Raw genomic sequence first — 25123 nt, forward strand, 5'->3', positions numbered from 1 at the left:
GGTCAGGCTCCCTGCGAACGGCTGAACATGGCGCGCGTGAACAGCGGCCGGTTGCGCACTCGCATCCAGAAGATGAACGCGACGATGCCGAGCACGATCACGTGCAGGATCACGAGCCCGATGCCGAACGACATCTTGCCCTGCTCGATCCAGGCCTGCACGACGTTCAGCAGATTCGAATAGGTCAGGTAGATCAACACGGCCATCACGAGGTTGATCGTGCGGCTGCGCCGCGGGTTCTGGTGCGCGAGCGGAATCGCGAGCAGCATCAGGTTGATCGCGATCAACGGCAGACCCGCGCGCCACGCGAATTCGGCGAGGTTCTCGTTGGTCGGATTGCGCAGCAGCGTCATCGTCGGCAAGCCGGTGGTGGTCGGTGTATTGACGACCGGCTGGCTCTGGATCTTCACGCCGTAGCGCTCGAACTCCATGATGCGGAAATCGGGGTGGCCCGGCTCGCCGTCGTAGCGGCGGCCGTTTTCCAGCACGACGAAGCGGTCGCCGTTCTTGTGCGTCTCGATGTGGCCGTTCTTCGACACCACGACGTTAACCTTGCCGCCCTCGGTGCTCGTCACGAACACGTTTTCCACGTGCCCCTGGTCGGGCGACATCTTCTCGATGAAGAACACGCGGTGTGTGGTCGGGGATTCGCGGAACTGCCCGGGAGCCAGCAGCGAGACCTCGTCGCGCTGCTGGAAGCGCGCGCGGATCAGCTTGCTCTGCTGGTTCGACCACGGCCAGCCGACGAACACGAAGAACATGATCAGGATGATGATCGGCGTGGCGAAGATGCCGATCGGCTTGATGAATTGCGTGAGACTAACGCCCGAAGATAGCCACACGACCATCTCGGAGTCCTTGTACCAGCGTGTGAGCACGAACAGGATCGACACGAACAGCGTCGCGACGAGCATGATGGCCAGATAGCCGATCACGGTGAGGCCGATCAGGACCAGCACGTCGCGCGGATCGATCTCACCCGAGGCCGCGAAGCCGACGATGCGGATCATCATCGTCGTCAGCACGAGCGTGAGGAGAACCATGAACACGGCGCCAGCCGTGTACGCGAGCTCGCGCTGGAGGGAGCGTTCAAAGATCATTATTGATGACGAGAGGGGGCGCTCACGGCGACGCGGGGGTTCGTTCCCGTCACGCCTCCGGTGCAGCCGCCGCGGGAAAAATAGCGGATAATTGCGGCTTTCATCCTAAGCCCAGATTTTATCCGAGGACAAGCGCGATGGACTTTAGCATAAAAGCCTGTGATTGGACCAAAGGCTCGACGAACGGTTTCCTCACCGGGAAATCCGATTGCATCGTGATCGGTGTGTTCGAGTCGCAAACGCTGTCGGGCGCCGCGCTGGAGATCGACGCGGCCACCAAGGGCCTGCTCACGCGCATCATCAAGGCGGGCGACATGGACGGCAAGGCGGGTACCACGCTGTTCCTGCACGAAGTGTCGGGCATCGGCGCGTCGCGCGTGCTGCTCGTCGGCCTCGGCAAACAGGATGCTTTCAGTCAGAAAGCCTACGGCGAGGCGGTCCGCGCTGCCTGGCGCGCGCTGCTCGGCACGAAGATCGTGCAGGTCACTTTCACGCTGGCGCAACTGCCGGTGCTCGAACGCACGGCCGACTGGTGCGTGCGCGCCGCGATCCTCGCGCTGCGCGAGCTGACCTATCGCTTCACGCAGATGAAGAGCAAGGCGGAGAACACGCCGCGCGCGTTGAAGCGCGTCGTGATCAGCGTCAACACCGGCGACGAGAAGGCCGCCAAGCTGGCCGCCAAGCAGGGCGCCGCGCTTGCGAACGGCATGGACCTGACGCGCGACCTCGGCAATCTGCCGAGCAACGTCTGCACGCCGACCTACATTGCGAACACCGCGAAGAAGCTCGCGAAAGACTGGAAGCTGAAGGTCGAGGTGCTCGGCGAGAAGCAGTGCGAAGCGCTGAAGATGGGCTCGTTCCTGTCGGTTACCGCGGGCGCGGTCGAACCGGCGCAGTTCATCGTGCTGCAGTACCAGGGCGGCGCCGCGAAGGCCGCGCCGGTCGTGCTGGTCGGCAAGGGCGTCACGTTCGACACGGGCGGCATCTCGCTGAAGCCGGGCGAGGGCATGGACGAGATGAAGTACGACATGTGCGGCGCGGGCTCGGTGCTCGGCACGCTGCGCGCGGTCGCCGAAATGGGGCTGAAGATCAACGTGGTCGGCATCATCCCGGCCGTCGAGAACATGCCGTCGGGCACGGCCACCAAGCCGGGCGACATCGTCACCAGCATGAAGGGCATCACGATCGAAGTGCTGAACACCGACGCCGAGGGCCGCCTGATTCTGTGTGACGCGCTCACCTACGCGGAGCGCTTCAAGCCGGCCGCGGTGATCGACATCGCGACGCTGACGGGTGCCTGCATCATCGCGCTCGGCCATCATAACAGCGGCCTGTTCTCGAAGGACGACGCGCTCGCGGGCGAACTGCTCGACGCGTCGCGCGAAGCGGCCGACCCGGCCTGGCGCCTGCCGCTCGACGACGAGTACCAGGATCAGCTGAAGTCGAATTTCGCCGACGTCGCGAACATCGGCGGGCGTCCGGCGGGCAGCGTGACGGCTGCGTGCTTCCTGTCGCGCTTCACCGATTCGTACCCGTGGGCGCATCTCGACATCGCCGGCACCGCGTGGAAGAGCGGCGCGGCGAAGGGTGCGACGGGTCGTCCGGTGCCGCTGCTCGCGCAGTTCCTGATCGACCGCGCCGGCCAATGACGCAGTGCGGTAAGCGCGTACACGGCGCGCGGCAAGCGGGGCGGAGCGGCCGATGACGAGAATCGACTTTCACTCGAACGTCGGCGATTCGCTGCTGTACGCGTGCCGCCTCGCGCGCAAGGCATATCTGGCGGGCCAGCCGCTCGTCGTGCTGGCCGAGCCTGCGCGCCTGCGCGCGTTCGACGAAATGCTGTGGACCTTCTCGCCGCTCGACTTCGTGCCGCACTGCATGGCGGGCACGCCGCTTGCCGCCGATACACCCGTCGTGCTGGCCACGAATCTCGACGACGTGCCGCATCATCAGGTGCTGCTCAATCTGGGCGCAACGGTGCCAGCGCAGTTTGCGCGCTTCGAAAGATTGCTCGAAGTGGTCGGTAACGCACACGAGGAACTCGCTGCGGGCCGCGAGCGCTATCGCTTCTATCGCGATCGCGGCTATGCTTTGAACAACTACAAGCAGGGCGGCTAATTCGTTCCGCTCTCGCGTCATGGCCGCGAGGAGCGCGGCATGCGGACCGCCAGCCCTGGCTTCGACTCAAACACGGAGAGCGCACGTGTCCGATCCCAACGACAATTCGATCCCGATCCTGAACGAGGTCATCGTGCCGGGCCGCGCGCGCGAAACGCGCGACGCGTTGGCCGATGCCGCCGCACCCGCGCCTCAGGGCACCAAGCCCGCAGCCCCAGCCGCCGCGCAACCGGCGGCGCGCGAGCCGGGATTGCGCACCGAGCCCGCGTTCGCGCCTCCGGCTGCGCCGCCGGCCGCACATCCGGCCGAACCGACGCTGGCGCCCGAGCCCGTGCTCGCGCCGCAGCCCGTGCCCACACCCGAGCAACTGAGTTCGCCGGAGCCGGTTCTCGCGCCGCAGCCGGCGCAGACCGAACTTCATCCGCCGCACGTGGCCGATCACACGCACGCGAGAAAGCAGGCCCGGCCGCATCACGGCATTCATGCGCGACATGGGCATGAGGAGTTGCATGAAGGCCTGCATGAGGACGTGGCCGAGGTGTCGGCCGGCGTGTTCGATCGCACCGAGCCCTTCATACCGCTCGAAGCCGGCGCGACCGTGCCGCCGGATCTCGAGGAGGGCGCGCACGAAGCCGCCCCCGCTCAGCTCCCATTCGACGCCGACGCGCTCGCCGAACGTTTGCACGGACGCTTCCAGCGTTTTCTGACGGGCGAGGGGCGCGGCATCATCGAGGCGCGCTGCCGCGACGCAGTGCAGCAGCACACGAGCCTACTCGTGAGTCAGATCACGCGCGAGGTCGCGCAGACGCTCGAAGCCGAGATGACCGATTGGGTACGGGAAGCGGTGGAAGAAGAAATCGCGCGGCGCTCGCGTTGAGGCCGCGGCGACACGAGAGGTCCGTTATTTGAGCGTCAGCACCCAGGCCGCCAGCGTGGCCGCCTGATCGGGCGTCAGTTGCGTGTTCGCGGGCATCGGCACGGTTCCCCATGCACCGGTGCTGCCATCGAGGATCTTGTGCTTCAGATAGGTCGCGGCGTCGTCGCGCCCCGCATACCGGATAGCGACGTCGTGCAGCGCCGGCCCCATGAACGGGCGGTTGACCGAGTGGCAGCTCATGCAGTTCTTCTGCTGGGCGAGCGCGAGGCCGGCTGCTTCGGCACTGGCTGCGGGACTGGCGGCGCTCAATGCGGCGGCGAGCGCAACAGAAGCTGCTACGGCTGCGTACGACATCGATTTCATTATGGTCTCCGCCAGTGCAGATGCCCGGCTCGTGGTGCACGCATTATAAGAGCAAAGGGGCGCACGGATTTTCGTGCGCCCCTTGCGTTTTTGCGTAGCGTGGCGGCGGGTTCGTCCAGCGAAGCGGGCGCGCCGGCCCGTAGTAATTAACCCGTCACCGCCCCCCGATTCGCCGGCAGCGCGAGCGCGAAATACTTCGCCAACACGCCGCGGGTGTAGCGCGGCTTCGGCGCCTGCCATGCGGCGCGGCGGCGCTGCAACTCGGCGTCGTCGATGTTCAATTGCAGCAGCAGCCGGTGTGCGTCGATCGTGATCGAATCGCCTTCCTGCACGAGCGCGATCGTGCCGCCGACGAACGCCTCCGGCGCGACGTGCCCGACCACCATGCCCCACGTGCCCCCCGAGAAGCGGCCGTCGGTGATCAGTCCGACCGACTCGCCGAGCCCCTTGCCGATGATCGCCGAGGTCGGCGCAAGCATTTCCGGCATACCGGGGCCGCCCTTCGGGCCCAGATAGCGCAGCACCACGACATCGCCGGCGACGATCCTGTCGGCGAGGATCGCTTCGAGCGCGCTCTGCTCGTCGTCGAATACGCGCGCCGGACCTGTGATGACCGGGTTCTTCAGCCCGGTGATCTTGGCGACCGCGCCGTCTTCGGCGAGATTGCCCTTCAGGATCGCGAGGTGGCCTTCCGCGTACAGCGCCTGGTCGACGGGGAAGATCACCTGCTGATCGCTGCGCGGTTTGCCGGGTACGTCCTTCAGTTCCTCGGCGAGCGTTTTGCCGGTGATCGTCATGCAATCGCCATGCAGAAGCCCGGCATCGAGCAGAATCTTCAGCACCTGCGGAATGCCGCCCGCCTTGTGCAGATCGGTGGCGACATACTGGCCCGACGGTTTCAGGTTGCAGATCACCGGCACTTTCTTGCGCATGCGCTCGAAGTCCTCGATCGTCCATTCGACCTCGGCCGCGTGTGCGATCGCCAGATAGTGCAGCACCGCGTTGGTCGAGCCGCCGGTCGCCATGATCAGCGCGACCGCGTTCTCGATCGATTTCTTCGTGATGATGTCGCGCGGCTTTAGATCCTTTTTGACCGCTTCGACGAGTACGCGCGCCGATTCGGCGGCCGAGTCGACCTTCTCCTGATCCGGGTTCGCCATCGTCGACGAATACAGTAGCGACATGCCGAGCGCCTCGAACGACGAGCTCATCGTATTGGCCGTGTACATGCCGCCACACGAACCGGTCGACGGACACGCGTTCTTCTCGATGCCCTCGAAGTCCTCCTGCGACATGCGGCCCGCCGTGAATTCGCCGACTGCCTCGAACGACGACACGATCGTCAGATCGGTGCCTTTCCAGTTGCCCGGCCGGATCGTGCCGCCATACACGTAGATGCCCGGCACGTTCATGCGCGCGAGGCCGATCATGCCGCCCGGCATGTTCTTGTCGCAGCCGCCGATCACGACCACGCCGTCCATCCATTGCCCCTGCACGCAAGTCTCGATGCAGTCGGCAATCACCTCGCGCGACACCAGCGAGTACTTCATGCCTTCGGTGCCCATCGACATGCCGTCGGAGATCGTCGGCGTGCCGAAAGTCTGCGGATTCGCGTCGGCGCGCTTGATCGCGGTGACGGCCGCGTCGGCGAGGCGCTGCAGGCCGGCGTTGCATGGCGTGATCGTCGAGTGACCGTTGGCGACGCCGATCATCGGTTTGTCGAAATCCTCCTTCTGGTAGCCAAGCGCGTAGTACATCGAGCGATTCGGGGAACGCGCGATGCCTTGCGTGATGTTCTTTGAACGACGGTTGTAGGCCATGGGGAGCTCCAAGTCTGGCTGTTCTGATGAATGCGCGCGACGGCGTCCGCGCGCGCATCCGTTCAGTGTAGTTCCGCCAGACCGTGCAAACAGGCGGTTTTGCGTGGCCGGCGTCGCGTGTATTATTCGCGGCTGTTTAGGTCGTAAAATATATTAATCATGCTGCCGACGATTCCCGATCTGCGCCAGTTGCGCTATTTCGTCACCGTCGCCGAGGAAAAGCACTTCGGGCGCGCGGCCGCGCGTCTGTCGATGACGCAGCCGCCGCTGTCGCAGGCGATCCGCGCGCTGGAGGAGACGCTCGGCGTTGAGCTGTTCGCGCGCACCAAGCGTTCGGTCGAGCTGACCGCGGTCGGCGCCGATCTGCTGCCCGAGGTGCAGCGGCTGCTCGCGGCCGCGGAAGGGTTGAGGCCGCTCGCGCAGAGCCTCGCGCGCGGCGAGGCGGGCGTGCTGTCGCTCGCATTCGTGTCGACCGCGGATTACGGCCTGCTGCCTCTGCTGTTGCGCGATTTCGGCGCGCGGCATCCGCGCGTGCGGCTCGAGTTGACCGAGGCGACCAGCGACGTGCAGGTGGACGAACTGGTGGCCGGGCGTATCGACGCGGGTCTGGTGATCGCGCCGCTGCCGTCGCGGCATGCGGCGCAGCTGTCGTGGCTGCCAATCGCGCGCGAGCCGCTGGTGATCGCGATGTCGACGGAGATGGCGCAACGCTTGCAAGGCAGCGTGAACAAAAACGGCAAGGGCAAGCCAAAAGAAGACCCCGCCGCCGAATGGCTCGACACGCCCGTCAGCCTGCGCGATCTCGGCGACGCGCCGCTCGTGATCTTCCCAAGACGTCTCGCGCCAGGCTTTTATGACATCATTATGGATTGCTACGGCGTCGCGGGCCTCGCGCCGCGGATCGGCCAGGAGGCGATCCAGATGCAGACCATCGTGAGTCTCGTGTCGGCCGGCATGGGCGTCGCACTGGTGCCGCAATCGTTGCGTAACCTGCGGCGCACGGGCGTCGTCTACCGGCCGTTGTCCGAGTCGGTGCCCGCGATCGAAACGGGACTCGTCTGGCGCACCGACGAGGTCAGCCCGGTGCTGGCGGGCTTCATCGAGATCGTGCGCGCCCATGCGGCGAGCGTGGCGTCGCGTGTCTAGATCCCGCTTCTGATCCCTGTAAAACTGCTTTCGAACCTGAACTGCCCATAACTACACGATGCTCATTCACCCGAATTTCGACCCTGTCGCCATCCATCTGGGGCCGCTCGCCGTGCGCTGGTATGGCTTGATGTACCTCGTCGCGTTCGTCGCGGCGATCGTGGTCGCCCGGCTGCGGCTGCGGCTGCCGTACGTCGCCGCGCAAGGCTGGACCGCGAAGGACATCGACGACATGCTGTTCTTCGGCGTGCTGGGCACGATCCTCGGCGGCCGGCTCGGCTATGTGCTGTTCTACAAGGCGAGCTTCTATTTCGCGCATCCGCTCGACATCTTCAAGGTGTGGGAAGGCGGCATGTCGTTTCACGGCGGCTTTCTCGGCGTCACCATCGCGATGATGCTGTTCGCGTATCAGCGCAAGCGCTCGTGGTTGCAGGTCACCGATTTCGTCGCGCCGATGGTGCCCACGGGCCTCGCGGCGGGGCGCCTCGGCAACTTCATCAACGGCGAGCTGTGGGGCCGCGTGACCGATCCGGCCGCGCCGTGGGCGATGCTGTTCCCGGGCGCCGCGCCCGACGACGCCAGCTGGCTCGCCGCGCATCCGCAACTGGCCGCGCAATGGCATCTGAACGAAGTGTTTGCGCAATATCACATGCTGCCGCGGCATCCGTCGGAGCTGTACGAGATCGCGCTCGAAGGCGTGGCGCTGTTTTTCGTGTTGATCTTTTTCTCGCGCAAGCCCAAGCCGCTCGGCGCGATTTCCGCGATGTTCCTGATCGGCTATGGCCTCGCGCGCTTCACAGTCGAATTCGCGCGCGAGCCGGACGATTTCCTCGGCCTGCTCGCAATGGGTCTGTCAATGGGTCAATGGCTGTCGCTGCCGATGATCCTCGCGGGCATCGGCCTGATGGTGTGGGCGTATCGCCGGGGGCGCCGCGAGCCGGCGCAGGCGGTTGGCGCGAACTGAGCTGCGCCCGGCTAGCGTAGCGAACGCTGCATGAAAAAACGCCACGGCATCGATGGATGCCGTGGCGTTTCTCTTTGGGGCGCTGACTGAGGCGCTGACGTTCGCGCGTGCGCGTCACTTCATCTGCACCGACCCCGACACGTTGACCGTCACCGTCGACGTACCGCCTTCGAGCGGCATCGGCGCGCTCTTCGCGTCGGCGCCCATCGCGCGTGCGCTCATCATCATCATCATCGGACGCGGCATCGCGCCGCTGTGATTCACGTTGACCTCGCGGATCGAATAGCCGCTAAAGCCGAACGCCTGCGAGGACGCCGCGGCCTGCTCGCGAAACGATTTGATTGCCTCGCCGCTGAGCCGCTGTTCGGCCGCGCGTTGCGCTTCCGGCGACAGCGAGAAACGCACGTTGCCCACCTGCATGATCGATGCCATCTGTCCGGCGAGCTTCGAGGCCGCGGCGAAGTCGCGCGATTCGAGCACGACTTCGGTGCGGCCGCGCCACGCCGAGATACGTCCGTCGCGGTCCGTCGACGGGAAGATCGAGAACGCACCCGAGCGTGCAGTCACGCCGGCCACGCCGCGCGCCTTCTGCAATGCCGCGTCGGCGCGCTGGTTCAGCGTCGACGTCAACGCGGACGGCTCGCTCGCTTCCTGCTCGTAAAACAGCGTGATTTCGACTTCGTCCTGCGGGACTTCCGCGCTCGCCTGCGCATTCAGCGACAGCACGCCCGAAGGCTGCGGCATCATGGTCTGCGCGCGAGCGGGCGCAGGGTTCAGCGCGAGCGCCACAGGCGCGCCAAAGGCGAGCGCGAGTGCGAGGGCCCGCGCGGTTTTTGTCGTCATGGCTGGAATCCTTGTTTGAACAGGTTGTGCACGTTCGACGCGTGCGCCGAGTGATGACGCGATGGCGGCGCGCGGTTTGACGGAAGCGCTAGCGAATGGATCGGGGTGCCGTCGAACGGTTGATTCGAGCTCGCGCTTTCGTCGACCGATTAGGCGCGTTTTATTGACGCTTGGTTCCCCAAATAGTGTTTCGCCGCCGCATCGGGAATGATGGCCTGGACGCGATCACGACACGTGCCGCGTCGCGCATTTGCCCTTAAACCAGCTGTTTAGTGATGAAGCGCCATTCGGCGTCGGTCACCGGTGTGATCGACAGACGGTTGCCTTTGGCGAGCACGCGCATGTCCTGCAATTCGGCATGTTCGCGCAGCGCGGCCAGCGGAATCAGCGGGATTTTCTTCTTGAACACGACGTCGACGAGCATCCAGCGCGGCGTTTCCGGCGACGATTTCGCGTCGTAGTACGGACTCTTTTTATCGAACTGCGTCGGATCCGGATACGCGGTCGACGAGACTTCCGCGATGCCCGCGATGCCGGGCTCCGGACAGCTCGAATGGTAGAAGAGCACGCCGTCGCCGACCTGCATCACGTCTCGCATGAAGTTGCGCGCCTGATAGTTGCGCACGCCGGTCCACGGCAAGGTGCGATGCGGTGCGTTGGCGAGGTCGTCGATGCTTGCTTCGTCCGGTTCGGACTTCATCAGCCAGTAGCGCATGAATCGGCGTGAGCGTGTGAGATTGAACGAGGCGCCAACAACAGGCGCGTGCGGAAAAGCCCCTGAAACAGGCACTCAAACGAAAAAACGACGACCAAAGAAAAACGGCATCGAACCGAAGTCCGATGCCGTTCCAGATAAGGTCCCCGCCTTAGCCGCTAGGCCGGCATCCTGAACCGAGGGTTCAGAATTGGTCGCAGTTAGCAACACTTCGGGTACATCAGACAGAGTGACGCGCACACCCGTGCTACAAATTTCCGCAACCGTGCACATGGCATTGGTTCAAGGAATATATGACCTTGGCGAACCAGGCAGGGAAGCTAAACAGATGAAGCTACAACACAAACCGTTGAACAAGTGACCGGTTCGAAACCGGCCTGCTATTGAGTCAACTACTGCTTACTGCATGCTGTACTGCTCAATCACAGTACCTAGTTGTTCGTTCATTTGCTGCATTGTACGCCGGATTTCTTCAGCAGGAAATGCTTCTCCGTGTCGCACGCTGCTTTGCAGCTTAAGCAGTTCCGATGCCAGCGACAGCGCCGCCATGACCGCGATGCGATCGGTGCCGCGCACGTTGCTGCCGCTGCGGATTTTCTTCATCTCGGCGTCGACGCGCGCGACCGCCTCGAGCAGCGCGCCTTCCGTTTCAGGCGAACAGGCGAGACGGTAGGGTACTTCGAGAATCGATACTTCGATCTGCTTGGTGGTCATGCGCTTTCTCCGTGTCGGCTCACGTCGCTTGCCGCTTCCTCGTGTTCGGGCTGGGCGGACTCGAGCAGATCGAGCTGGTTATCCGGTTCGCTGCTCGCGCGTGCGCGCGGCAATTTTTCGAGAATCGCATTCAGGCGCACCTGAGCGTCGTCGATCTTGGCGGACAGCGCGTCGCGTTCAGCTTGCAGTGCGTCGCGCTCGGCACGCAATTGCGCAAGTTCTGCGTGCGTGGCTTGTACTTCCGCACGCGTTTGCGCGAGCTGCTCTTCGAGCGCGATCCGCGCTTCATTGTGGCGCTGGCTGATCGCAATCAGCTTGCCGATGTTCTGGGAGAGTGATTCGAGTTCGGTGAGCATGTGCTGCGTCCTCTAAAGACATCGCATTTTAGCGCGGAATATTACAGGTTCCGACAATTGTCTCGTTTCGAGACGTAACAGCATCGCTTCGTGCAGGTTCGTTGCGAGTCGTGTCGTCGACCATAAGATAAAAGACCGGCAATCCATCGGACAATAACCCTGCATTCGACAGAACGGATTGCGCTCCGGTTGGCGTTTCTTGACGCCCCGCGAAGCCGCTCCTACACTTCCCGCACTCTGGTGCCCGCGCGCGCTTTTCGGCGCGCGCAGTTAAACGGGAAGCAGGGCGCGCGCGGTGCCAAACCGGATGCGCGAACCTGCGCTGCCCCCGCAACGGTAAACGACCGCATGTGATGTGCTCATGCAGGTCGGTCCTGGTCGCAAGGTTGGAAGTTCAATCTGCGAGTGTGCCACTGCGCGTCACGCGTGGGAAGGCGGGATCGATGTGTCGTAGCCCGGATACCGGCCAGAAAAGAGGGACGTCCCCCGCGAAAACGTTAAACAAGGGGACGCCTCGTGACGCGTCGGCCCGCGGGGAAGCAGGCCGCGCACGCTATCCACAGGAATGTCATCCCATGTTGTCCCCCATCGCCCGCGCGACGCTGCTCGCGTTCGCGAGCATGCCGCTCGTCGTGCATGCGCAAAGCGCCGAGCCTGTGTCTTCATCGTCCAATGCGGATGCAAGCACCGCGAACGCCGCAAACGTTGCCGATTCGTCATATCCCGCTTCCGCCGATGCGTCGGGCAACGTGCTGTCGCCGATCGTCGTGACCGCGCAGCGCGGCGCGCAAGCGTTGCGCGATGCGATCCCGCAGACCACGCAGTTCGATCAGCAGGACATCGCCGACACGACCGCGACCGATCTGCCCGGCTTGCTGCGACTCGCGCCCGGCGCGCAAATCTCGCGCACGGGTGGCCCCGGTTCGACCACGAGCCTCTTTCTGCGCGGCGCGTCGTCGACACAATCGCTGCTGCTGATCGACGGCGTGCGCGTCGATTCTGTGAGTCTCGGCTCCGCTCAGCTCGCACAGATCCCGCTCGACCAGGTCGATCACGTCGAAGTCGTGAATGGCAACGTGTCGGCGTTGTACGGTTCGGGCGCGATCGGCGGTGTCGTGCAGGTGTTCACGAAAGACGGCGGCGATCATCCGCCGCGCTTCAATTTTTCTGTCGGCTACGGCAGCTATCACACGCAGACGCAAACGGCCGGCGTGAACGGCGCGCTCGATCAGGACGGCCGCACGACCTTCAACATTTCGCTCGCGCGCACGAAGGGCGACGGCTTTTCGTCGCTCAATCCGCTCGAGGCGCCGGCCGCAAATCCGAACGCGAACGGCAATCTGAACGAGAGCATCAGCGCGTCGCTGCGCCACAAGTTCAACGACAAGTGGGACGCGGGCGTCAGCTACTTCCAGTCGAACAACAACAACAGCTACGACAATGCGTACGGCGTGCCGACCGATCTGAACAACCTCTATAGCAAGTTTCGCCAGGCGTCCGTGTTCGCGAACGGCAAGCTGACCGACTGGTGGACCACCCACTTCACGCTCGCCGAGGGCGACGACCGCAGCGTCTCGAACACCAATGGCATCTACGACGACCGCTTCGATACCGACAATCGCCAGTACACGTGGCAGAACGATTTCGCGCTCGCCGCGAACCAGAAGCTGCAGCTCGGCTACGAGCATCTCGACCAGACTCTCGACTCCGACACGTTCGCCGCGCCCGACCGTCACGTCGATTCGGTCTTCGCCGGCTACAGCGCGCGCTTCGGCCGCAACCAGATTCAGGCCAACGTACGCCGCGATCAGTACTCCGATTTCGGCGGAGCGAACAGTTACTATCTCGGCTACGGTTTCGACATCACGTCGCACTGGAAGGTAACCGCAAGCTATTCGGATGCTTTCCGCGCGCCGAGCTTCGACGATCTGTACTATCCGATCAGCGGCAACCCGTCGATCCAGCCCGAGCGCAGTCACTCGGTCGAAGCCGGTTTGCAGTACGCGACCGATGCGCTCGGCGTGATGCGTCTGAACGCATTCCAGACGCGCTATACGAATCTGATCAACTACGTACAGACGATCCCCGGCATTTATCTCGCGGAGAACGTCGGCCATGCGAAGGTGCAGGGACTCGAAGGATCGTGGAGCGGTCATGTCGGCAAGACCGACGTACGCGCGACGTTGACGCTGCAGAATCCGGTCGATCTCGACAGCGGTACCGACCTCGTGCGGCGCGCGCGACGCTTCGGGTCGTTCGCGGTGAATCGCAGCATCGGTGGATGGCGGGTCGGCGGCGAGTGGATCGTCAGTGGTCCGCGTCCAGACAGCACCGGCAACCTCGGCGGTTATGGCATCGTGAATCTATCGGCGCGCTACAACATCACGAAGGCGTGGTACGTCAGCGCGCAAATCGACAATCTGTTCAACAAGGACTATGAAACGGCCTACTCGTATAACTCGCCGCGACGCGGTGCGTATGTCACGCTCGGCTGGCAGCAGCAGTGACGCGCGCGCCGGGCTGCCCGCATGCGTGAGCGCACGCGGATGAGTCGCGCGTCCGGTTCGCTGTCCGCCGCGATGGCAACGCCGCGCCCGATGAATGCGAAACGCGCGGCCGCGATCTGGCTCGGACTCGCGCTCGCCGCCGTCGCGCTGCTCGGCGCGTCGCTCGTGCTCGGCAGCGTGCCTCTCGCGCCGTCGCGCGTGCTTGCGGCGCTCGTGCCAACGCACACGTTCGGCGCCACGGGCAGCGACGCTCTCACCGGCGAAATCGTGCGCACGTTGCGATTGCCGCGCGCGCTCGCGGGCTTCGCGTGCGGCGCGTTGCTGGCGCTCGCCGGCGCGCTGCTGCAGGTGCTGCTGCGCAATCCGCTGGCCGAGCCGTACGTGCTCGGCGTGTCGGGCGGCGCTGCCAGCTTCGCGCTGGTCGCGATGATCGCGGGCGGCGCCTGGTGGATCGTCGATGCGAGCGCGTTCGCCGGTGCGTTCGTGTCGATCCTGCTGGTGCTCGGACTCGCGCGTCGCGAACTGTGGCGCGGCGAGCCGCAGGATACGTCGCCGCGTTTGCTGCTGACCGGGGCGGTGATCGCGGCCGGGTGGGGCGCGATGATCACGCTGCTGCTCAATCTCGCGCCCGATAGCCGTCTGCGCGGCATGCTGTTCTGGCTGACCGGCGACCTCAACGGCGGCGCGCTGCCGTGGACCGCGCTGATCGCGCTCGCGCTCGTGTTGCTGGCGATCGTGCCGGCCGCGCCGCGTTTGAACCTGCTGCTGCGCGGCGACGCGGCCGCGCAAGCGTTGGGCGTTGCGGTGATGCCGCTGCGTTTGCGCGTGTACCTGGTCGCTTCGCTGGCGGCGGCCGCGGCGGTGACGACCGCCGGCACGATCGGCTTCGTCGGTCTCGTCGTGCCGCACATGCTGCGGCTCGCGTTCGGCAACGACCAGCGCATGCTGCTGCCCGCGGCCGCGCTCGGCGGCGGTGTCGCGGTGATGGGCGCGGATCTGATCGCGCGTACCGTGATCGCACCCGCGCAGTTGCCGGTCGGCGTGATCACTTCGCTGGTCGGCGTGCCGGTGTTTTTGTGGATGCTGCTCAAACGCCGCCGATGATGCAAGCCGAACCCAGACCCACCTCTTCGATGCTGAGCACGCAACGCCTGACGCTGCGCGCCGGCGCGCGCACCTTGCTCGATGCGTTCACGCACACCTTCCATGCGGGAGAAATCTGGTGTATCGCCGGGCCGAACGGCGCGGGCAAGACCACCTTGCTGTCGACTCTGGCAGGCCTGTTGCATCCGACGGCGGGCCATGTCGAACTCGATGGCGTGCGCGTGGCCGACTGGCAGCCGCTGCCGCTCGCGCGGCGCCGCGCGCTGATGCCGCAAAGCGCGGCCGATGCGTTCAATGCCAGCGTGCTCGACATCGTGCTGCTGAACCGCTTCCCGCATCTGGGCGGCTGGGGCTGGGAGCGCGATGAAGATCGTGCGGCCGCGCAGGCGGCGCTCGAATCGCTCGGCCTTGCGGACTTTGCGGCGCGCGATGTGCTGTCGCTATCGGGCGGCGAGCGTCAGCGCGTCGCGCTCGCGGCAGTGCTGTGCCAGGACGCGCCGCTATTGCTGCTCGACGAACCGTTGTCGCATCTCGATCTGCATCATCAGATCGATTGCCTCGAAGCGCTCGTCGCATGGACGAGCGAACCGGGACGCAACCTACCGCGCAGTGTGCTGTTCTCATGCCACGACCTGAACCTCGCGCGCCGCTTCGCGACGCACGCGTTGCTGCTCGACGGCGCGGGCGGCGCGTATGCGGGCCCGGTGCGCGACGTGCTGACGCCCGCGTTGACGAGCCGCGCGTTCGGCTATCCGCTGATTCTGATTCGCGATGGCGAGCACGAGGCGCTGATTCCCGCGCCGCGCGCGCGTCATGAATCGCCTGCCGGTCATGACGGACAGTCAGGCTGACTATTCATCCCCCATACCTTGTCTCGATCACACCTATGACTCGCATCCCACTCCCGGCCGGTTTGCCCGAAGTCGCGCCGCTCGATCAGACGCTGCGCGCCGAGCTGCAACGGATCATCGATACGCGCACCAAACCGCCCGGCAGCCTCGGCCGGCTCGAAACGCTCGCGCGTCAGATGGGCCTGATCCAGCGCAGTACGCGTCCCAGTGTGCAACGTCCCGCGATGATCGTGTTCGCGGGCGATCACGGCATCGCAGCCGAAGGCGTGAGCCCGTACCCGCAAGCGGTGACCGCGCAGATGGTCGCGAACTTCATAGCGGGCGGCGCGGCGATCAATGCGCTCAGCCGCGTCGCCGGTCTCGAACTCGAAGTGGTCAACGCGGGCATCGCGACGCCGCTGCCGTCCACCGACGGACTCGTCGATATTCCGATCGGGCGCGGCACGCGCAACTTCGCGCACGAAGCCGCGATGACGCACGCCGAAGCGCTCGCCGCGATGCAGGCAGGCGCCGCGCGCGTGCGTCATCACGCGGCGCTCGGCACCAACGTGATCGGCTTCGGCGAGATGGGCATCGCGAACACGTCGGCGGCCGCCTGTCTGATGAGCCGCCTGTGCGGCGTGCCGATCGACGACTGCGTCGGCCGCGGCACCGGTCTCGACAATGCCGGACTCGCGAAGAAGCGCAACGTGCTTGCGGCGGCGCTCGCGCGTCATCCGGACGCCTGCGCGCCGCTCGACGTGCTGGCGACCTTCGGCGGCTTCGAAATCGCGATGATGACAGGCGCGTTTCTGGCGGCCGCCGAGGCGCGCATGACGATCCTCGTCGATGGCTTCATCGCGACCTCCGCGCTGCTGGTCGCCGATGCGCTCTCGCCCGACGTGCGCGAGTACTGCGTGTTTGCGCATGCGTCGAACGAGGCCGGGCATCGGCGCATGCTCGATCATTTCGGCGCGCAGCCGCTGCTGTCGCTCGACATGCGGCTCGGCGAGGGCACCGGCGCCGCGCTCGCGGTGCCGGTGCTGCGCGCGGCGGCGGCCTTCATCAATGAGATGGCCAGCTTCGATTCCGCGGGCGTCGCGGATCGCGAACCGTGATGCACTCGAACCCACGCTTCGCGGCAACGCGAAGCCCGGCTCGCATCGCTGTGAACATGCACTCGACACGTCCATGAACCCGCTCGCGGAATTGCGCTATTTCTTCACGGCGCTCGGTTACTTCACGCGCGTGCCCGTGCCGCGCTGGGTCGGCTACGAGCCGCATTATCTGAACGCGGCGGCGCGCTATTTTCCACTCGTCGGCGTGCTGGTCGGCGGCTTCAGCGCGCTCGTCTACCTGGCCGCGCTGCGCGTGTTTCCGGGGGGCGTCGCGGTGCTGCTGTCGATGGCCGCATCGCTGCTCGTGACGGGCGCGTTCCACGAGGACGGTCTGGCCGATTGCGTCGATGCGTTCGGTGGCGCCTATACGCGCGACGATGCGTTGCGCATCATGCACGACTCGCGCATCGGTGCTTTCGGTGCCATCGCGCTCGTGATCGCGTTGGCGATCAAGTGGCAAACGCTCGCCGCGTTGCCGCCGCTTTCCGCCGCAAGTCTGATGGTTGCGGCGCATGGCGCGAGCCGCGCGTGCGCGATCAGTTATCTGGCCACGCTCGACTATGTGCGCACCGCGGGCAAAGCCAAGCCGGTCGCGCAGCGTCTGAGCGGGCCAGCCCTGCTGTGCGCCGCGCTGTTCGGGCTGCCGTGGCTGCTGTGGCCGAACGGCCCCGGCGCGCCCGACTGGCGTTTCGCCGCGCTCACGTGTGTCGTGCTGTTGGCGCTGCGCTTCGCGATGGCCCGTTATTTCGTCAGACGCATCGGCGGCTATACCGGCGACTGTCTCGGCTTCGCGCAGCAGATCTTCGAATTGAGCATCTATCTGGTGGGGCTTGCATGGATATCGTCCTGATTCGACATCCCGCTGTCGCGCTCGAGGCGGGGGTTTGTTATGGCCATAGTGATGTCGCGTTGGCGGAAAGCGCCGAGGTCACGTCCAACGCGTTGGCGGTGAAGCTCGCGAGCTTGCAGGTGCCGGCGCCGCGCGTGCTGATCACGAGTCCGCTCACGCGCTGCGCCGCGCTCGCGAACGAGATCGCCAACGACTTCGGCTGCGTGGTCAGCCACGACGAGCGTCTGAAGGAGATGGATTTCGGCGAATGGGAAGCGCAGCGCTGGGATACGATCGATCGCGCCCAGCTCGACGACTGGGCCGCCAATTTCGAACATGCGCGCGCGCATGGCGGCGAGAGCGTCGCGCAATTCGTCGCTCGTGTGCGAGCGTGGTTCGATGCGTTCGCGCTGACGCGCGAGCTGTCGCCCGCGTACGTGGTCACGCACGCGGGCGTGATGCGCGCGATCGCGTCGTGGGTGCTGGAGGTGCCGCTCGCACGTTGCCTGCAGTGGTCGCTCGATATGGCGGGGATCGTCTGGTTGCGGCGTAACGACGAGACGCTGCAGTGGTCGCTGGTGCGATGGAATGCGTGACCCGCGTGCTCATCCGGAGAACTGAGCGTATTTTTTGCGCGTCCCGCGGCGCGTCATCGCTCGGTTTTGTTTGTGCGCGAGCGCGCCAGTTCAAGGTCCTCGCACAGTTGCCGTGCGCCTTGCGCGATGCGCGGCGCGGGGCGATTGATCAGATCGCCGTCGATCGCAAACAGGTTGTTGTTCGCGACGGCCGCGAGACGCGGCCACGCGCGCCATGTGTCGAGTTGCGGCAGCGTCGTGTCGGGCTGCGTCGCGCCGGGCGCGGCCGTGACGATCGCCTGCGGATTCGCCGCGAGCACCGCTTCGGTCGATACGGTCGGCACGAGCGGCTGCAGATCCGCGAACACGTTGCGGCCGCCGCATAGCGTGATCACGTCGCTGATCATGTGCTCGCCGTTTAGCGTCATCAGCGGCCGGTCCCATACCTGATAGAACACGCTGACTACTGGGCGGTTCGCATACCGCGCGCGCAGACGGGCGATGTCGTCGCGATAGGCGGCCGCCGCCGCGTCCGCGCTCGCCGAGGTGCCGAGCAGCCGGCCGAGCTTCGTCAGCGACACGGCGATATCGTCGAGACGGCGCGGCTCGCTGAAAAAGAGCGGCACGTGCAGCTCGCGCAAGCGCTCGAGCTGGCGCTGCGCATTGCCATGCCGCCAAACGACGATCAGATCTGGTTTCAGCGCGACGATGCGTTCGAGGTCGAGCGCCTTGTTGTCGCCGACGCGCGGCAGTTGCTTCGCTTCGGGCGGATAGTCGCTGTACGACACCGCGCCGACCATCTTCGGCCCGCCGCCCGCGGCGTACAGCAATTCGGTCACGTGCGGGGCGAGGCTGATCACGCGTTGCGCGGTCGCGGCGAGCGTGACGGTCGCGCCGCTGTCGTCGGTGACGGTGATCGCGGCGTGCGCGCTCAGCGCAGATAAAGCGAGCGCCGCGGCGCTGAACCACTGGATCGATCGGCGCGCGGGCGCGGCAAGGCGGGTGGAGCGAGTGAAGCGGGTCATCGGGCGAGGGCGGATCACGAAGCGTTGAACGGCTGGGGTGCGAAGGACGGTGCGCTAACCCGAGCGCGCGGTATCGATCGAATCAATCGCCTGTTGCAGCTGTTGTTCGAAGCGGGTCCATTCGGTTTCATCGCCCGGCAGCCCGAAGCGTACGCTGGCCGATGGCATCCGCGGAGATGGCGGAAAAAGACGCGTCCACACGCCGCGCCGCGCGAGCGCTTCGTGCAATGCGGCGGCGCGCGCATCGTCGGTCCATGCGAAAAGCGGGGTCCCGCGTGTCGCGAAACCGTGCGCATGCAACAGCCCGGCAAGCCGCGCGCTTTCGGTGGTCAGCCGCTCACGCATCCGCGTTTGCCATACGGCATCGGCGAACGCGGCGCTCACCGCATGACGTGCGGGACCGCTGACCGTCCACGCGCCCAAACTGTCGCGCAACGCGGCGAGCAAGGCCGGCGCACCCAGCACGAAGCCGGCGCGCACCCCCGCGAGCCCGAAGAACTTGCCGGGCGAGCGTAATACGACGAGCCCGTCTCGCCCCGTATGCGCCGCCAGCGACGCGACGCGCGCGGCCGGCAGCGTATCGGCGAATGCTTCGTCGACCAGCAGCGTGCCGCCGCGTTCGCGCAGCTGCGCGTGCCAGTGCAGCAGCCTCGCGGCATCGATATGGGTAGCCGTCGGATTGTTGGGATTGACGATCACGACATGCGTGAGCGCGGCGGGCAGCGTGTCGAGCTGCACGTCGAGCGGCGCGACCTCGTGTCCGGCGCGCGCGAACGCCGGCGCGTACTCGCCGTAGGTCAGCGGCGCGATGCCGACCGTGGCGCGCGGCAGCAGCGCGGGCAGCGCGCGAATCCCCGCCTGGCTGCCGGCCACCGGCAGCACGTGCGCGGCATCGGGTGCGCCGTAGTAGCGCGCGGCCCGCTCGGCGAAGCCGTCGCCTTCATCGGGCAACCGGCGCCAGGCATCGGCGGGCAGCGGCGGCACCGGGTAGCCGTGCGGATTGATGCCGGTCGACAGATCGAGCCAATGTGCGTACGGAATGCCGTAGCGCGTCGCCGCTTCGTGCAGGTTGCCGCCGTGTGCGATCGTGTCGCTTGCGGCTTGCTCGCGCGCGTGCATCCGGTCGGTCATGCGCTCGTCCCATCGCTACGCGTGTCGTTTCGCTCAGCCATGAAACGGCACGCTCAACAAGGCCAGCACGATCAGCACGGCCAGCCACAGAATCACCGTGCGTTCGACCAGCATCAACGCGGCGCCCACATGACGCGCCTCGGCGCGATGCCCGAAGCCCAGCGTCGGCCGATGCTCGAGCGTGCCGTGATACACGGCCGGCCCGCCGATCAGCACGTTCAGGCTGCCGGCGCCGGACGCCATCACCGGTCCTGCGTTCGGGCTGTCCCAGCGCGGCGCCTGCTCGCGCCAGCAGCGCCATGCGGTCAGTGTGTCGCCGAGCAGCGCGTAGCTGGTGGCGGTCAGCCGTGCGGGAATCCAGTTCAGCACGTCGTCGATGCGCGCGGCGGCCCAGCCGAAGCGCAGATAGCGCGGCGTGCGATAACCCCACATCGCGTCGAGCGTATTGGCGAGGCGAAAGCCGAGCGCGCCAGGCCCGCCCGCGAGCGCGAACCAGAACAGCGCGCCGAAGATCGCGTCGTTGCCGTTTTCGAGCGCCGATTCGACCGCGGCGCGCGCGAGCGCGGCTTCGTCGGACTGACTGGTGTCGCGCGACACGATCCGCGCGGTCAGCTCACGTGCGGTGGCGAGATCGTGTTGGCCCAGCGCCCTCGAGATCGGTGCGATGTGATCGCGCAGGCTGCGCGCGCCGAGCGCGAACCACAGCAGCGCGACATGCAGCGCGCAGGCCGCGAACAACGGCAGCACGGCGACCAGCCACCACGCGGTCAACACCGGCGGCAGCACCGCGAGCGCCCATGCGAGCAGCCCCTTGAGCCGCAGACGCCGGTCGTGATTGAAACGCGCCTCGATGCGCGTGGCCCAGTTGCCGAAGCCGACCAGCGGATGCCGGCGGCTCGGCTCGCCGAACCACCGATCGACGGCGATGCCCGCGACCGCGAGTGTCGCGACCAGCGGCATCGTCAGCGGCGGCATCACGCGTGGCTCGCGCTTTTCAGCGCGAGCGGCAGTCCCGCCACCATCAACGTGGCCACGCTGCTCAATGCGGCGATGCGCTGATTGAGGCGGCCGAGTTCGTCGACGTAAAGGCGGGTGGCTTCGCCGAGCGGCACGACGCCGAGCCCGATCTCGTTGCTGACGATGATGATCTTGCCGCGCGCGCCGGCGAGCGCGGCTTCGAACGCGGTGGCCTGCTCGTAGTAGTGCGACAGCGGCGGTGCGGCGCCGTCGGCGGGACACAGCAGGTTGGCGAGCCACAGCGTCAGGCAGTCGATCAGCAGACACTGGCCCGGCGCGTCGTGTTGCGCTAGCGCGCCCGCGAGATCGTCGTCCGCTTCGACGAGCCCCCAATGCGCGGGCCGCCGCTCGCGATGATGCGCGATGCGCGCGTTGAATTCGGCGTCGTCGGTGACGCGGGCGGTGGCGATGTAGGTGACGGGGAGGGCGCTGTCGCTGGCGAGCCGCTCGGCATGCGCGCTCTTGCCCGAGCGGGCGCCACCGAGGACGAAGGTGAGGTCGCGGGGAGTCATCCTATGATTGTACCGGCGCGATGGGATAATGCCGCTCGATTCCATTACAACGCCACTGTCCACCCTCCACCTGCACCGCCGTGACCCGAATGCCCATTTCCCCCGACACCCTGCCTGTGCCGCGCGGCACGCTGATGATCCAGGGCACCACGTCCGATGCGGGCAAGAGCACGCTGGTCGCGGGACTGTGCCGCCTCGCGCGGCGCGCGGGCGCGCGGGTCGCGCCGTTCAAGCCGCAGAACATGGCGCTGAACAGCGCGGTGACCGTCGACGGCGGCGAGATCGGCCGCGCGCAGGCATTGCAGGCGCTTGCCGCGGGCATCGACGCGCATACCGATCTGAACCCGGTGCTGTTGAAGCCGACCAGCGATCGCGGTGCGCAGGTGATCATCCACGGCAAGGCGCGCATCAATCTCGACGCGCGCGCGTATCACGACTACAAGCCGGTCGCGTTCGAGGCGGTGCTGGAGTCGTATGCGCGGCTGCGCGCGTCGTATGACACGATTTTCGTCGAAGGCGCGGGCAGTCCGGCCGAGATCAATCTGCGCGAGCGCGACATCGCGAACATGGGTTTCGCGGAGGCGGTCGATTGTCCGGTCGTGCTGGTCGCCGACATCGATCGCGGCGGCGTGTTCGCGCACCTGACCGGCACGCTCGCGTGTCTGTCCGACAGCGAGCAGGCGCGCGTGCGCGGCTTCATCATCAACCGCTTTCGCGGCGACATCGGTCTGCTCAAGCCCGGGCTCGACTGGCTGGAAGCGAAGACCGGCAAGCCGGTGCTCGGGGTCGTGCCGTATCTGCACGGCCTGACGCTCGACGCCGAGGACATGCTGCCGCCCGAGCTGCGCGCGGCGGCTAGCGGGGAAGCGCGCCGCCTGCTGCGCGTGGTCGTGCCGGTGCTGCCGCACATCAGCAACCACACCGACTTCGACGCGTTGCGCGCGCATCCGCAGGTCGATTTTCACTATGTGCGCGCGGGCACGCCGCCGCCGGCCGCCGATCTGATCATCCTGCCGGGCTCGAAGAACGTGCCGGACGACCTCGCGTTTCTGCGCGCGCAGGGCTGGGGCGACGTGCTCGCGCGGCATCTGCGCTATGGCGGCCGCGTGATCGGCATTTGCGGCGGCATGCAGATGCTGGGCCGCGAGATCGCCGATCCGCACGGCGTCGAGGGCGCACCCGGCACCTTCGCAGGCTTCGGCTGGCTCGACTACGCGACGGTGCTCACGCGCGACAAGACGCTGAAGAACGTGACTGGGCGCCTCGCGCTGCCCGGCGCACCGGATGTCGCCGGCTACGAGATTCACATGGGCGAAACGCGCGGACCGGCATTGGACGCGCCGGCGCTGCGGCTCGACCGTGCTGGTCCGCGCGAGGGCGGCGCGGACTTCGGCCGTCCCGATGGCGCGTTGTCCGCCGACGGCCAGATTCTCACGACCTACGTGCATGGCCTGTTCGACACGCCGGCCGCGTGCGCGGCGCTGCTCGCGTGGGCGGGGTTGAGCGATGCCGAAACGGGGGACTATCCGGCGTTGCGCGAGGCGTCGCTGGAGCGGCTGGCCGATACGCTCGCCGAGCACGTCGATATGCGCGGGCTGTTCGCGGCGCTGCGGTGACGCTTTGCGCTGGCCTTTCGATCGGATCGAAAGGCATTGCTGCGCGGGCGGGGCGCCTAGTACAACACCATCTGCGTGCAACGAAACAGTGCGATGGTCTTACCATCGGGACCAGTGACCGTCGCGTCCCAGACCTGCGTGCTGCGCCCAAGGTGCACACTCTTCGCGACCGCGCGGATCGTGCCCTGCGTGGCGGTGCCGAGAAAGTTGCTCTTCAGCTCGACCGTCGTGAAATTGCGCGAATTTTCGGGCAGATGCGCGATGCACGCGTAGCCGCAGGCGGTGTCGGCGAGGCCGATCACGGTGGCCGCGTGCAGGAAGCCGTTCGGCGCGAGCAGCTCGTCGCGCACGGTCAGTTCGGCGATCAGCGTGCCCTGGTCCACGGTCAGCACGCGTAGGCCCAGCAGGTCCGGCAGCGTGCCCTTCTGGCGCTGCTGCAGGCGTTCGACGGTGTATTCCGGGCGCAGTTTGCTCATGAGATTTCAGGTCCTTGTCGATAAAAACGGCGGTTTGCGGCGGCTGATTCGCGATGCGGGGGTTTCGGCCGCGCGGGATTTGTCGATATTATCAACGGCTGAACCGGTGGGCGTACCTGGAGACCGATCTTCGAACGGCAGCGATCATGGAGCCCGCCGGCGCCGGTCACAGCGGATCGGCGGGTACGGAGCAATAGCGCGGCAAACCGGCTGGCAGCGGTCCAGCCTTCTTTCCGGGAGATTTCATGTCGGTGATCGTGGTGGCGAATCCGAAGGGCGGCGTGGGCAAGAGCACGCTATCGACCAATCTGGCCGGCTATTTCGCCGCGGAGGGCGAATGGGTCGCGCTGGCCGACCTCGACAAGCAGCACTCCGCGCATGCGTGGCTCGAATTGCGGCCCTCCACGCTGCCGGCCATCGAAACCTGGGAGGTCAATCCCGACACGCCGGCCAAGCCGCCGAAAGGCCTCGAGCACGCGGTCGTCGACACGCCGGCCGGCCTGCATGGCAATCGCATGAACATCGCGCTCGATCTCGCCGACAAGGTGATCGTGCCGCTCCAGCCGTCGATGTTCGATATTCTCGCGACCCAGGAATTTCTCGAGCGGCTCGCGAAGGAAAAGGCGGTCAGGAAGGGCGCGATCGAGATCGGCGTGGTCGGCATGCGCGTCGATGCACGCACGCGCTCGGCCGAGCAGCTGCATCGTTTCGTCGAGGGATTGAAGCTGCCGGTGCTCGGCTTTCTGCGCGACACGCAGAACTACGTGCAGCTCGCGGCGCACGGCCTGACGCTGTGGGACGTCGCGAAAAGCCGCGTGGAGAAGGATCTGGAGCAGTGGCAGCCGATCGTCGAGTGGACGAACGGCACGGGGAAGAAGGGCTGAGGGCGGGGGGCTGCCCGCCCTCAGTCGCGCATCACGAGCTGCGCTCAGCTCCAGGCCTGGGTGGGCACATGGTCGCGGCTGCCCTTGATTTTGTTGTTTTCATCGACGAACACCAAGTCCGGCTTCCAGCCCGCCTTCAGCTCCGCCTCGTCGACCACCGCGAACGCCGCGATGATGACCAGATCGCCGAGCTGCGCGCGACGCGCGGCCGAGCCGTTCAGCGAAATCATCCCGCTGCCGCGCTCACCCTTGATCGCGTAGGTCGAGAAGCGCTCGCCGTTGTTGATGTTCCAGATGTCGATCCGTTCGTTTTCGACGATGTTCGCTGCTTCGAGCAGGTCTTCGTCGATCGCGCACGAGCCCTCGTAGTGCAGCTCGCAGTGCGTGACCGCGACGCGGTGAATCTTCGACTTCAGCATATTGCGTTGCATGATCAATCCAATCCTGTGTGACTGCGCAGTGTAATCAGGTTCGCGCCGCGGG

At 66.2% G+C, this 25123-nt stretch carries 26 protein-coding genes, 1 other RNA gene and 1 riboswitch; of the genes, 13 read left to right on the top strand and 14 right to left on the bottom strand.

Annotated features, from left to right (window positions below; genetic code table 11):
- Window positions 1-2: 2 nt before the first annotated feature.
- Window positions 3-1100, bottom strand: a complete 1098-nt coding sequence (gene lptF / locus AB3X89_RS30875) for an LPS export ABC transporter permease LptF (protein WP_368586663.1) — start codon at window positions 1098-1100, stop codon at window positions 3-5.
- Between the two features lie 137 nt (window positions 1101-1237).
- On the opposite strand from lptF, the gene AB3X89_RS30880 reads away from it, so the two are divergent.
- The 3 genes from AB3X89_RS30880 (at window position 1238) to AB3X89_RS30890 (ending at window position 4095) form a co-directional block, all read left to right on the top strand.
- Window positions 1238-2749: a leucyl aminopeptidase gene (locus tag AB3X89_RS30880; protein WP_368586664.1), complete on the top strand. Its 1512-nt coding sequence runs from the start codon at window positions 1238-1240 to the stop codon at window positions 2747-2749.
- A gap of 52 nt (window positions 2750-2801) precedes the next feature.
- The gene (locus tag AB3X89_RS30885; protein WP_027196963.1) at window positions 2802-3218 is read left to right on the top strand and encodes a DNA polymerase III subunit chi; all 417 of its coding nucleotides are present in this window, start codon (window positions 2802-2804) and stop codon (window positions 3216-3218) included.
- Window positions 3219-3303: 85 nt separating this feature from the next.
- Window positions 3304-4095 carry a DUF2486 family protein gene (locus AB3X89_RS30890; protein ID WP_368586665.1) on the top strand — a complete coding sequence of 264 codons (792 nt, stop codon included), beginning with the start codon at window positions 3304-3306 and terminating at the stop codon, window positions 4093-4095.
- Between the two features lie 24 nt (window positions 4096-4119).
- Here the strand turns inward: AB3X89_RS30890 and AB3X89_RS30895 are convergent, their stop codons facing one another.
- Window positions 4120-4458 carry a c-type cytochrome gene (locus AB3X89_RS30895; RefSeq protein WP_368586666.1) on the bottom strand — a complete coding sequence of 113 codons (339 nt, stop codon included), beginning with the start codon at window positions 4456-4458 and terminating at the stop codon, window positions 4120-4122.
- 146 nt (window positions 4459-4604) lie between these two features.
- On the bottom strand, window positions 4605-6278 hold the full coding sequence (ilvD, locus tag AB3X89_RS30900; protein ID WP_368586667.1) for a dihydroxy-acid dehydratase: 1674 nt from the start codon (window positions 6276-6278) through the stop codon (window positions 4605-4607).
- Between the two features lie 159 nt (window positions 6279-6437).
- Between ilvD and AB3X89_RS30905 the strand changes: the two genes are divergently transcribed.
- Together AB3X89_RS30905 and lgt are read left to right on the top strand one after the other, a co-directional pair.
- Window positions 6438-7424, top strand: a complete 987-nt coding sequence (locus AB3X89_RS30905) for a LysR family transcriptional regulator (protein WP_368586668.1) — start codon at window positions 6438-6440, stop codon at window positions 7422-7424.
- A 58-nt stretch (window positions 7425-7482) separates the two neighbouring features.
- Window positions 7483-8388 carry a prolipoprotein diacylglyceryl transferase gene (gene lgt, locus AB3X89_RS30910; RefSeq protein WP_176109317.1) on the top strand — a complete coding sequence of 302 codons (906 nt, stop codon included), beginning with the start codon at window positions 7483-7485 and terminating at the stop codon, window positions 8386-8388.
- Between the two features lie 114 nt (window positions 8389-8502).
- Here lgt and AB3X89_RS30915 read toward each other — a convergent pair whose 3' ends face one another.
- The 5 genes from AB3X89_RS30915 to AB3X89_RS30935 form a co-directional block, all read right to left on the bottom strand.
- Window positions 8503-9231 (bottom strand): SIMPL domain-containing protein, encoded by a 729-nt coding sequence (locus AB3X89_RS30915; protein ID WP_368586669.1) that lies wholly within the window; start codon window positions 9229-9231, stop codon window positions 8503-8505.
- Between the two features lie 256 nt (window positions 9232-9487).
- Window positions 9488-9946 (bottom strand): EVE domain-containing protein, encoded by a 459-nt coding sequence (locus tag AB3X89_RS30920; RefSeq protein ID WP_176121144.1) that lies wholly within the window; start codon window positions 9944-9946, stop codon window positions 9488-9490.
- Window positions 9947-10085: 139 nt separating this feature from the next.
- Window positions 10086-10267: non-coding RNA, 6S RNA (gene ssrS / locus AB3X89_RS30925), on the bottom strand.
- Between the two features lie 78 nt (window positions 10268-10345).
- Window positions 10346-10660, bottom strand: coding sequence for a cell division protein ZapA (locus AB3X89_RS30930; RefSeq protein ID WP_013088698.1), 315 nt, complete (start codon window positions 10658-10660; stop codon window positions 10346-10348).
- Complete coding sequence (locus tag AB3X89_RS30935) at window positions 10657-11016, bottom strand: ATPase (RefSeq protein ID WP_368586670.1); 360 nt, start codon at window positions 11014-11016, stop codon at window positions 10657-10659. The genes AB3X89_RS30930 and AB3X89_RS30935 overlap by 4 nt, the downstream gene beginning before the upstream one ends.
- 221 nt (window positions 11017-11237) lie before the next feature.
- A riboswitch (cobalamin riboswitch) is annotated at window positions 11238-11502 on the top strand.
- An 89-nt stretch (window positions 11503-11591) separates the two neighbouring features.
- On the opposite strand from AB3X89_RS30935, the gene AB3X89_RS30940 reads away from it, so the two are divergent.
- From AB3X89_RS30940 to cobC, 6 genes are all read left to right on the top strand, one after another.
- Window positions 11592-13523 (top strand): TonB-dependent receptor, encoded by a 1932-nt coding sequence (locus AB3X89_RS30940; protein WP_368586671.1) that lies wholly within the window; start codon window positions 11592-11594, stop codon window positions 13521-13523.
- Between the two features lie 39 nt (window positions 13524-13562).
- Window positions 13563-14627 (top strand): FecCD family ABC transporter permease, encoded by a 1065-nt coding sequence (locus AB3X89_RS30945; RefSeq protein WP_368586672.1) that lies wholly within the window; start codon window positions 13563-13565, stop codon window positions 14625-14627.
- Complete coding sequence (locus AB3X89_RS30950) at window positions 14624-15478, top strand: ABC transporter ATP-binding protein (RefSeq protein ID WP_368586683.1); 855 nt, start codon at window positions 14624-14626, stop codon at window positions 15476-15478. The genes AB3X89_RS30945 and AB3X89_RS30950 overlap by 4 nt, the downstream gene beginning before the upstream one ends.
- Window positions 15479-15513: 35 nt before the next feature.
- A complete protein-coding gene (gene cobT / locus AB3X89_RS30955) occupies window positions 15514-16575 on the top strand; it encodes a nicotinate-nucleotide--dimethylbenzimidazole phosphoribosyltransferase (protein WP_368586673.1) in 1062 nt (353 codons plus the stop codon).
- A 73-nt stretch (window positions 16576-16648) separates the two neighbouring features.
- Window positions 16649-17425 (top strand): adenosylcobinamide-GDP ribazoletransferase, encoded by a 777-nt coding sequence (locus AB3X89_RS30960; RefSeq protein ID WP_368586674.1) that lies wholly within the window; start codon window positions 16649-16651, stop codon window positions 17423-17425.
- Window positions 17410-18000: an alpha-ribazole phosphatase gene (gene cobC / locus AB3X89_RS30965; RefSeq protein WP_176121149.1), complete on the top strand. Its 591-nt coding sequence runs from the start codon at window positions 17410-17412 to the stop codon at window positions 17998-18000. Before AB3X89_RS30960 ends, cobC begins: the two co-directional genes overlap by 16 nt.
- 53 nt (window positions 18001-18053) lie before the next feature.
- Here cobC and AB3X89_RS30970 read toward each other — a convergent pair whose 3' ends face one another.
- From AB3X89_RS30970 to cobU, 4 genes are read right to left on the bottom strand one after another with little or no spacing between them, the layout of a single operon-like run.
- Complete coding sequence (locus AB3X89_RS30970) at window positions 18054-19004, bottom strand: cobalamin-binding protein (protein WP_368586675.1); 951 nt, start codon at window positions 19002-19004, stop codon at window positions 18054-18056.
- A 54-nt stretch (window positions 19005-19058) separates the two neighbouring features.
- Complete coding sequence (cobD, locus tag AB3X89_RS30975; RefSeq protein ID WP_368586676.1) at window positions 19059-20135, bottom strand: threonine-phosphate decarboxylase CobD; 1077 nt, start codon at window positions 20133-20135, stop codon at window positions 19059-19061.
- Window positions 20136-20168: 33 nt separating this feature from the next.
- Window positions 20169-21110 (bottom strand): adenosylcobinamide-phosphate synthase CbiB, encoded by a 942-nt coding sequence (cbiB, locus tag AB3X89_RS30980; RefSeq protein ID WP_368586684.1) that lies wholly within the window; start codon window positions 21108-21110, stop codon window positions 20169-20171.
- On the bottom strand, window positions 21110-21664 hold the full coding sequence (gene cobU / locus AB3X89_RS30985; protein ID WP_368586677.1) for a bifunctional adenosylcobinamide kinase/adenosylcobinamide-phosphate guanylyltransferase: 555 nt from the start codon (window positions 21662-21664) through the stop codon (window positions 21110-21112). The genes cbiB and cobU overlap by 1 nt, the downstream gene beginning before the upstream one ends.
- An 89-nt stretch (window positions 21665-21753) precedes the next feature.
- On the opposite strand from cobU, the gene AB3X89_RS30990 reads away from it, so the two are divergent.
- Window positions 21754-23280 (top strand): cobyric acid synthase, encoded by a 1527-nt coding sequence (locus AB3X89_RS30990; protein ID WP_368586678.1) that lies wholly within the window; start codon window positions 21754-21756, stop codon window positions 23278-23280.
- Between the two features lie 56 nt (window positions 23281-23336).
- On the opposite strand, the gene AB3X89_RS30995 is transcribed toward AB3X89_RS30990, so the two are convergent.
- Window positions 23337-23756 (bottom strand): PaaI family thioesterase, encoded by a 420-nt coding sequence (locus AB3X89_RS30995; protein ID WP_368586679.1) that lies wholly within the window; start codon window positions 23754-23756, stop codon window positions 23337-23339.
- Between the two features lie 245 nt (window positions 23757-24001).
- Between AB3X89_RS30995 and AB3X89_RS31000 the strand changes: the two genes are divergently transcribed.
- Window positions 24002-24640 carry a ParA family protein gene (locus AB3X89_RS31000; protein WP_368586680.1) on the top strand — a complete coding sequence of 213 codons (639 nt, stop codon included), beginning with the start codon at window positions 24002-24004 and terminating at the stop codon, window positions 24638-24640.
- A 44-nt stretch (window positions 24641-24684) separates the two neighbouring features.
- On the opposite strand, the gene panD is transcribed toward AB3X89_RS31000, so the two are convergent.
- On the bottom strand, window positions 24685-25071 hold the full coding sequence (gene panD / locus AB3X89_RS31005) for an aspartate 1-decarboxylase (RefSeq protein ID WP_018431692.1): 387 nt from the start codon (window positions 25069-25071) through the stop codon (window positions 24685-24687).
- Window positions 25072-25123 lie beyond the last annotated feature (52 nt).

Origin of the sequence: Paraburkholderia sp. BR14320, assembly GCF_040948665.1 — a bacterium.
Classification (GTDB): domain Bacteria; phylum Pseudomonadota; class Gammaproteobacteria; order Burkholderiales; family Burkholderiaceae; genus Paraburkholderia; species Paraburkholderia youngii.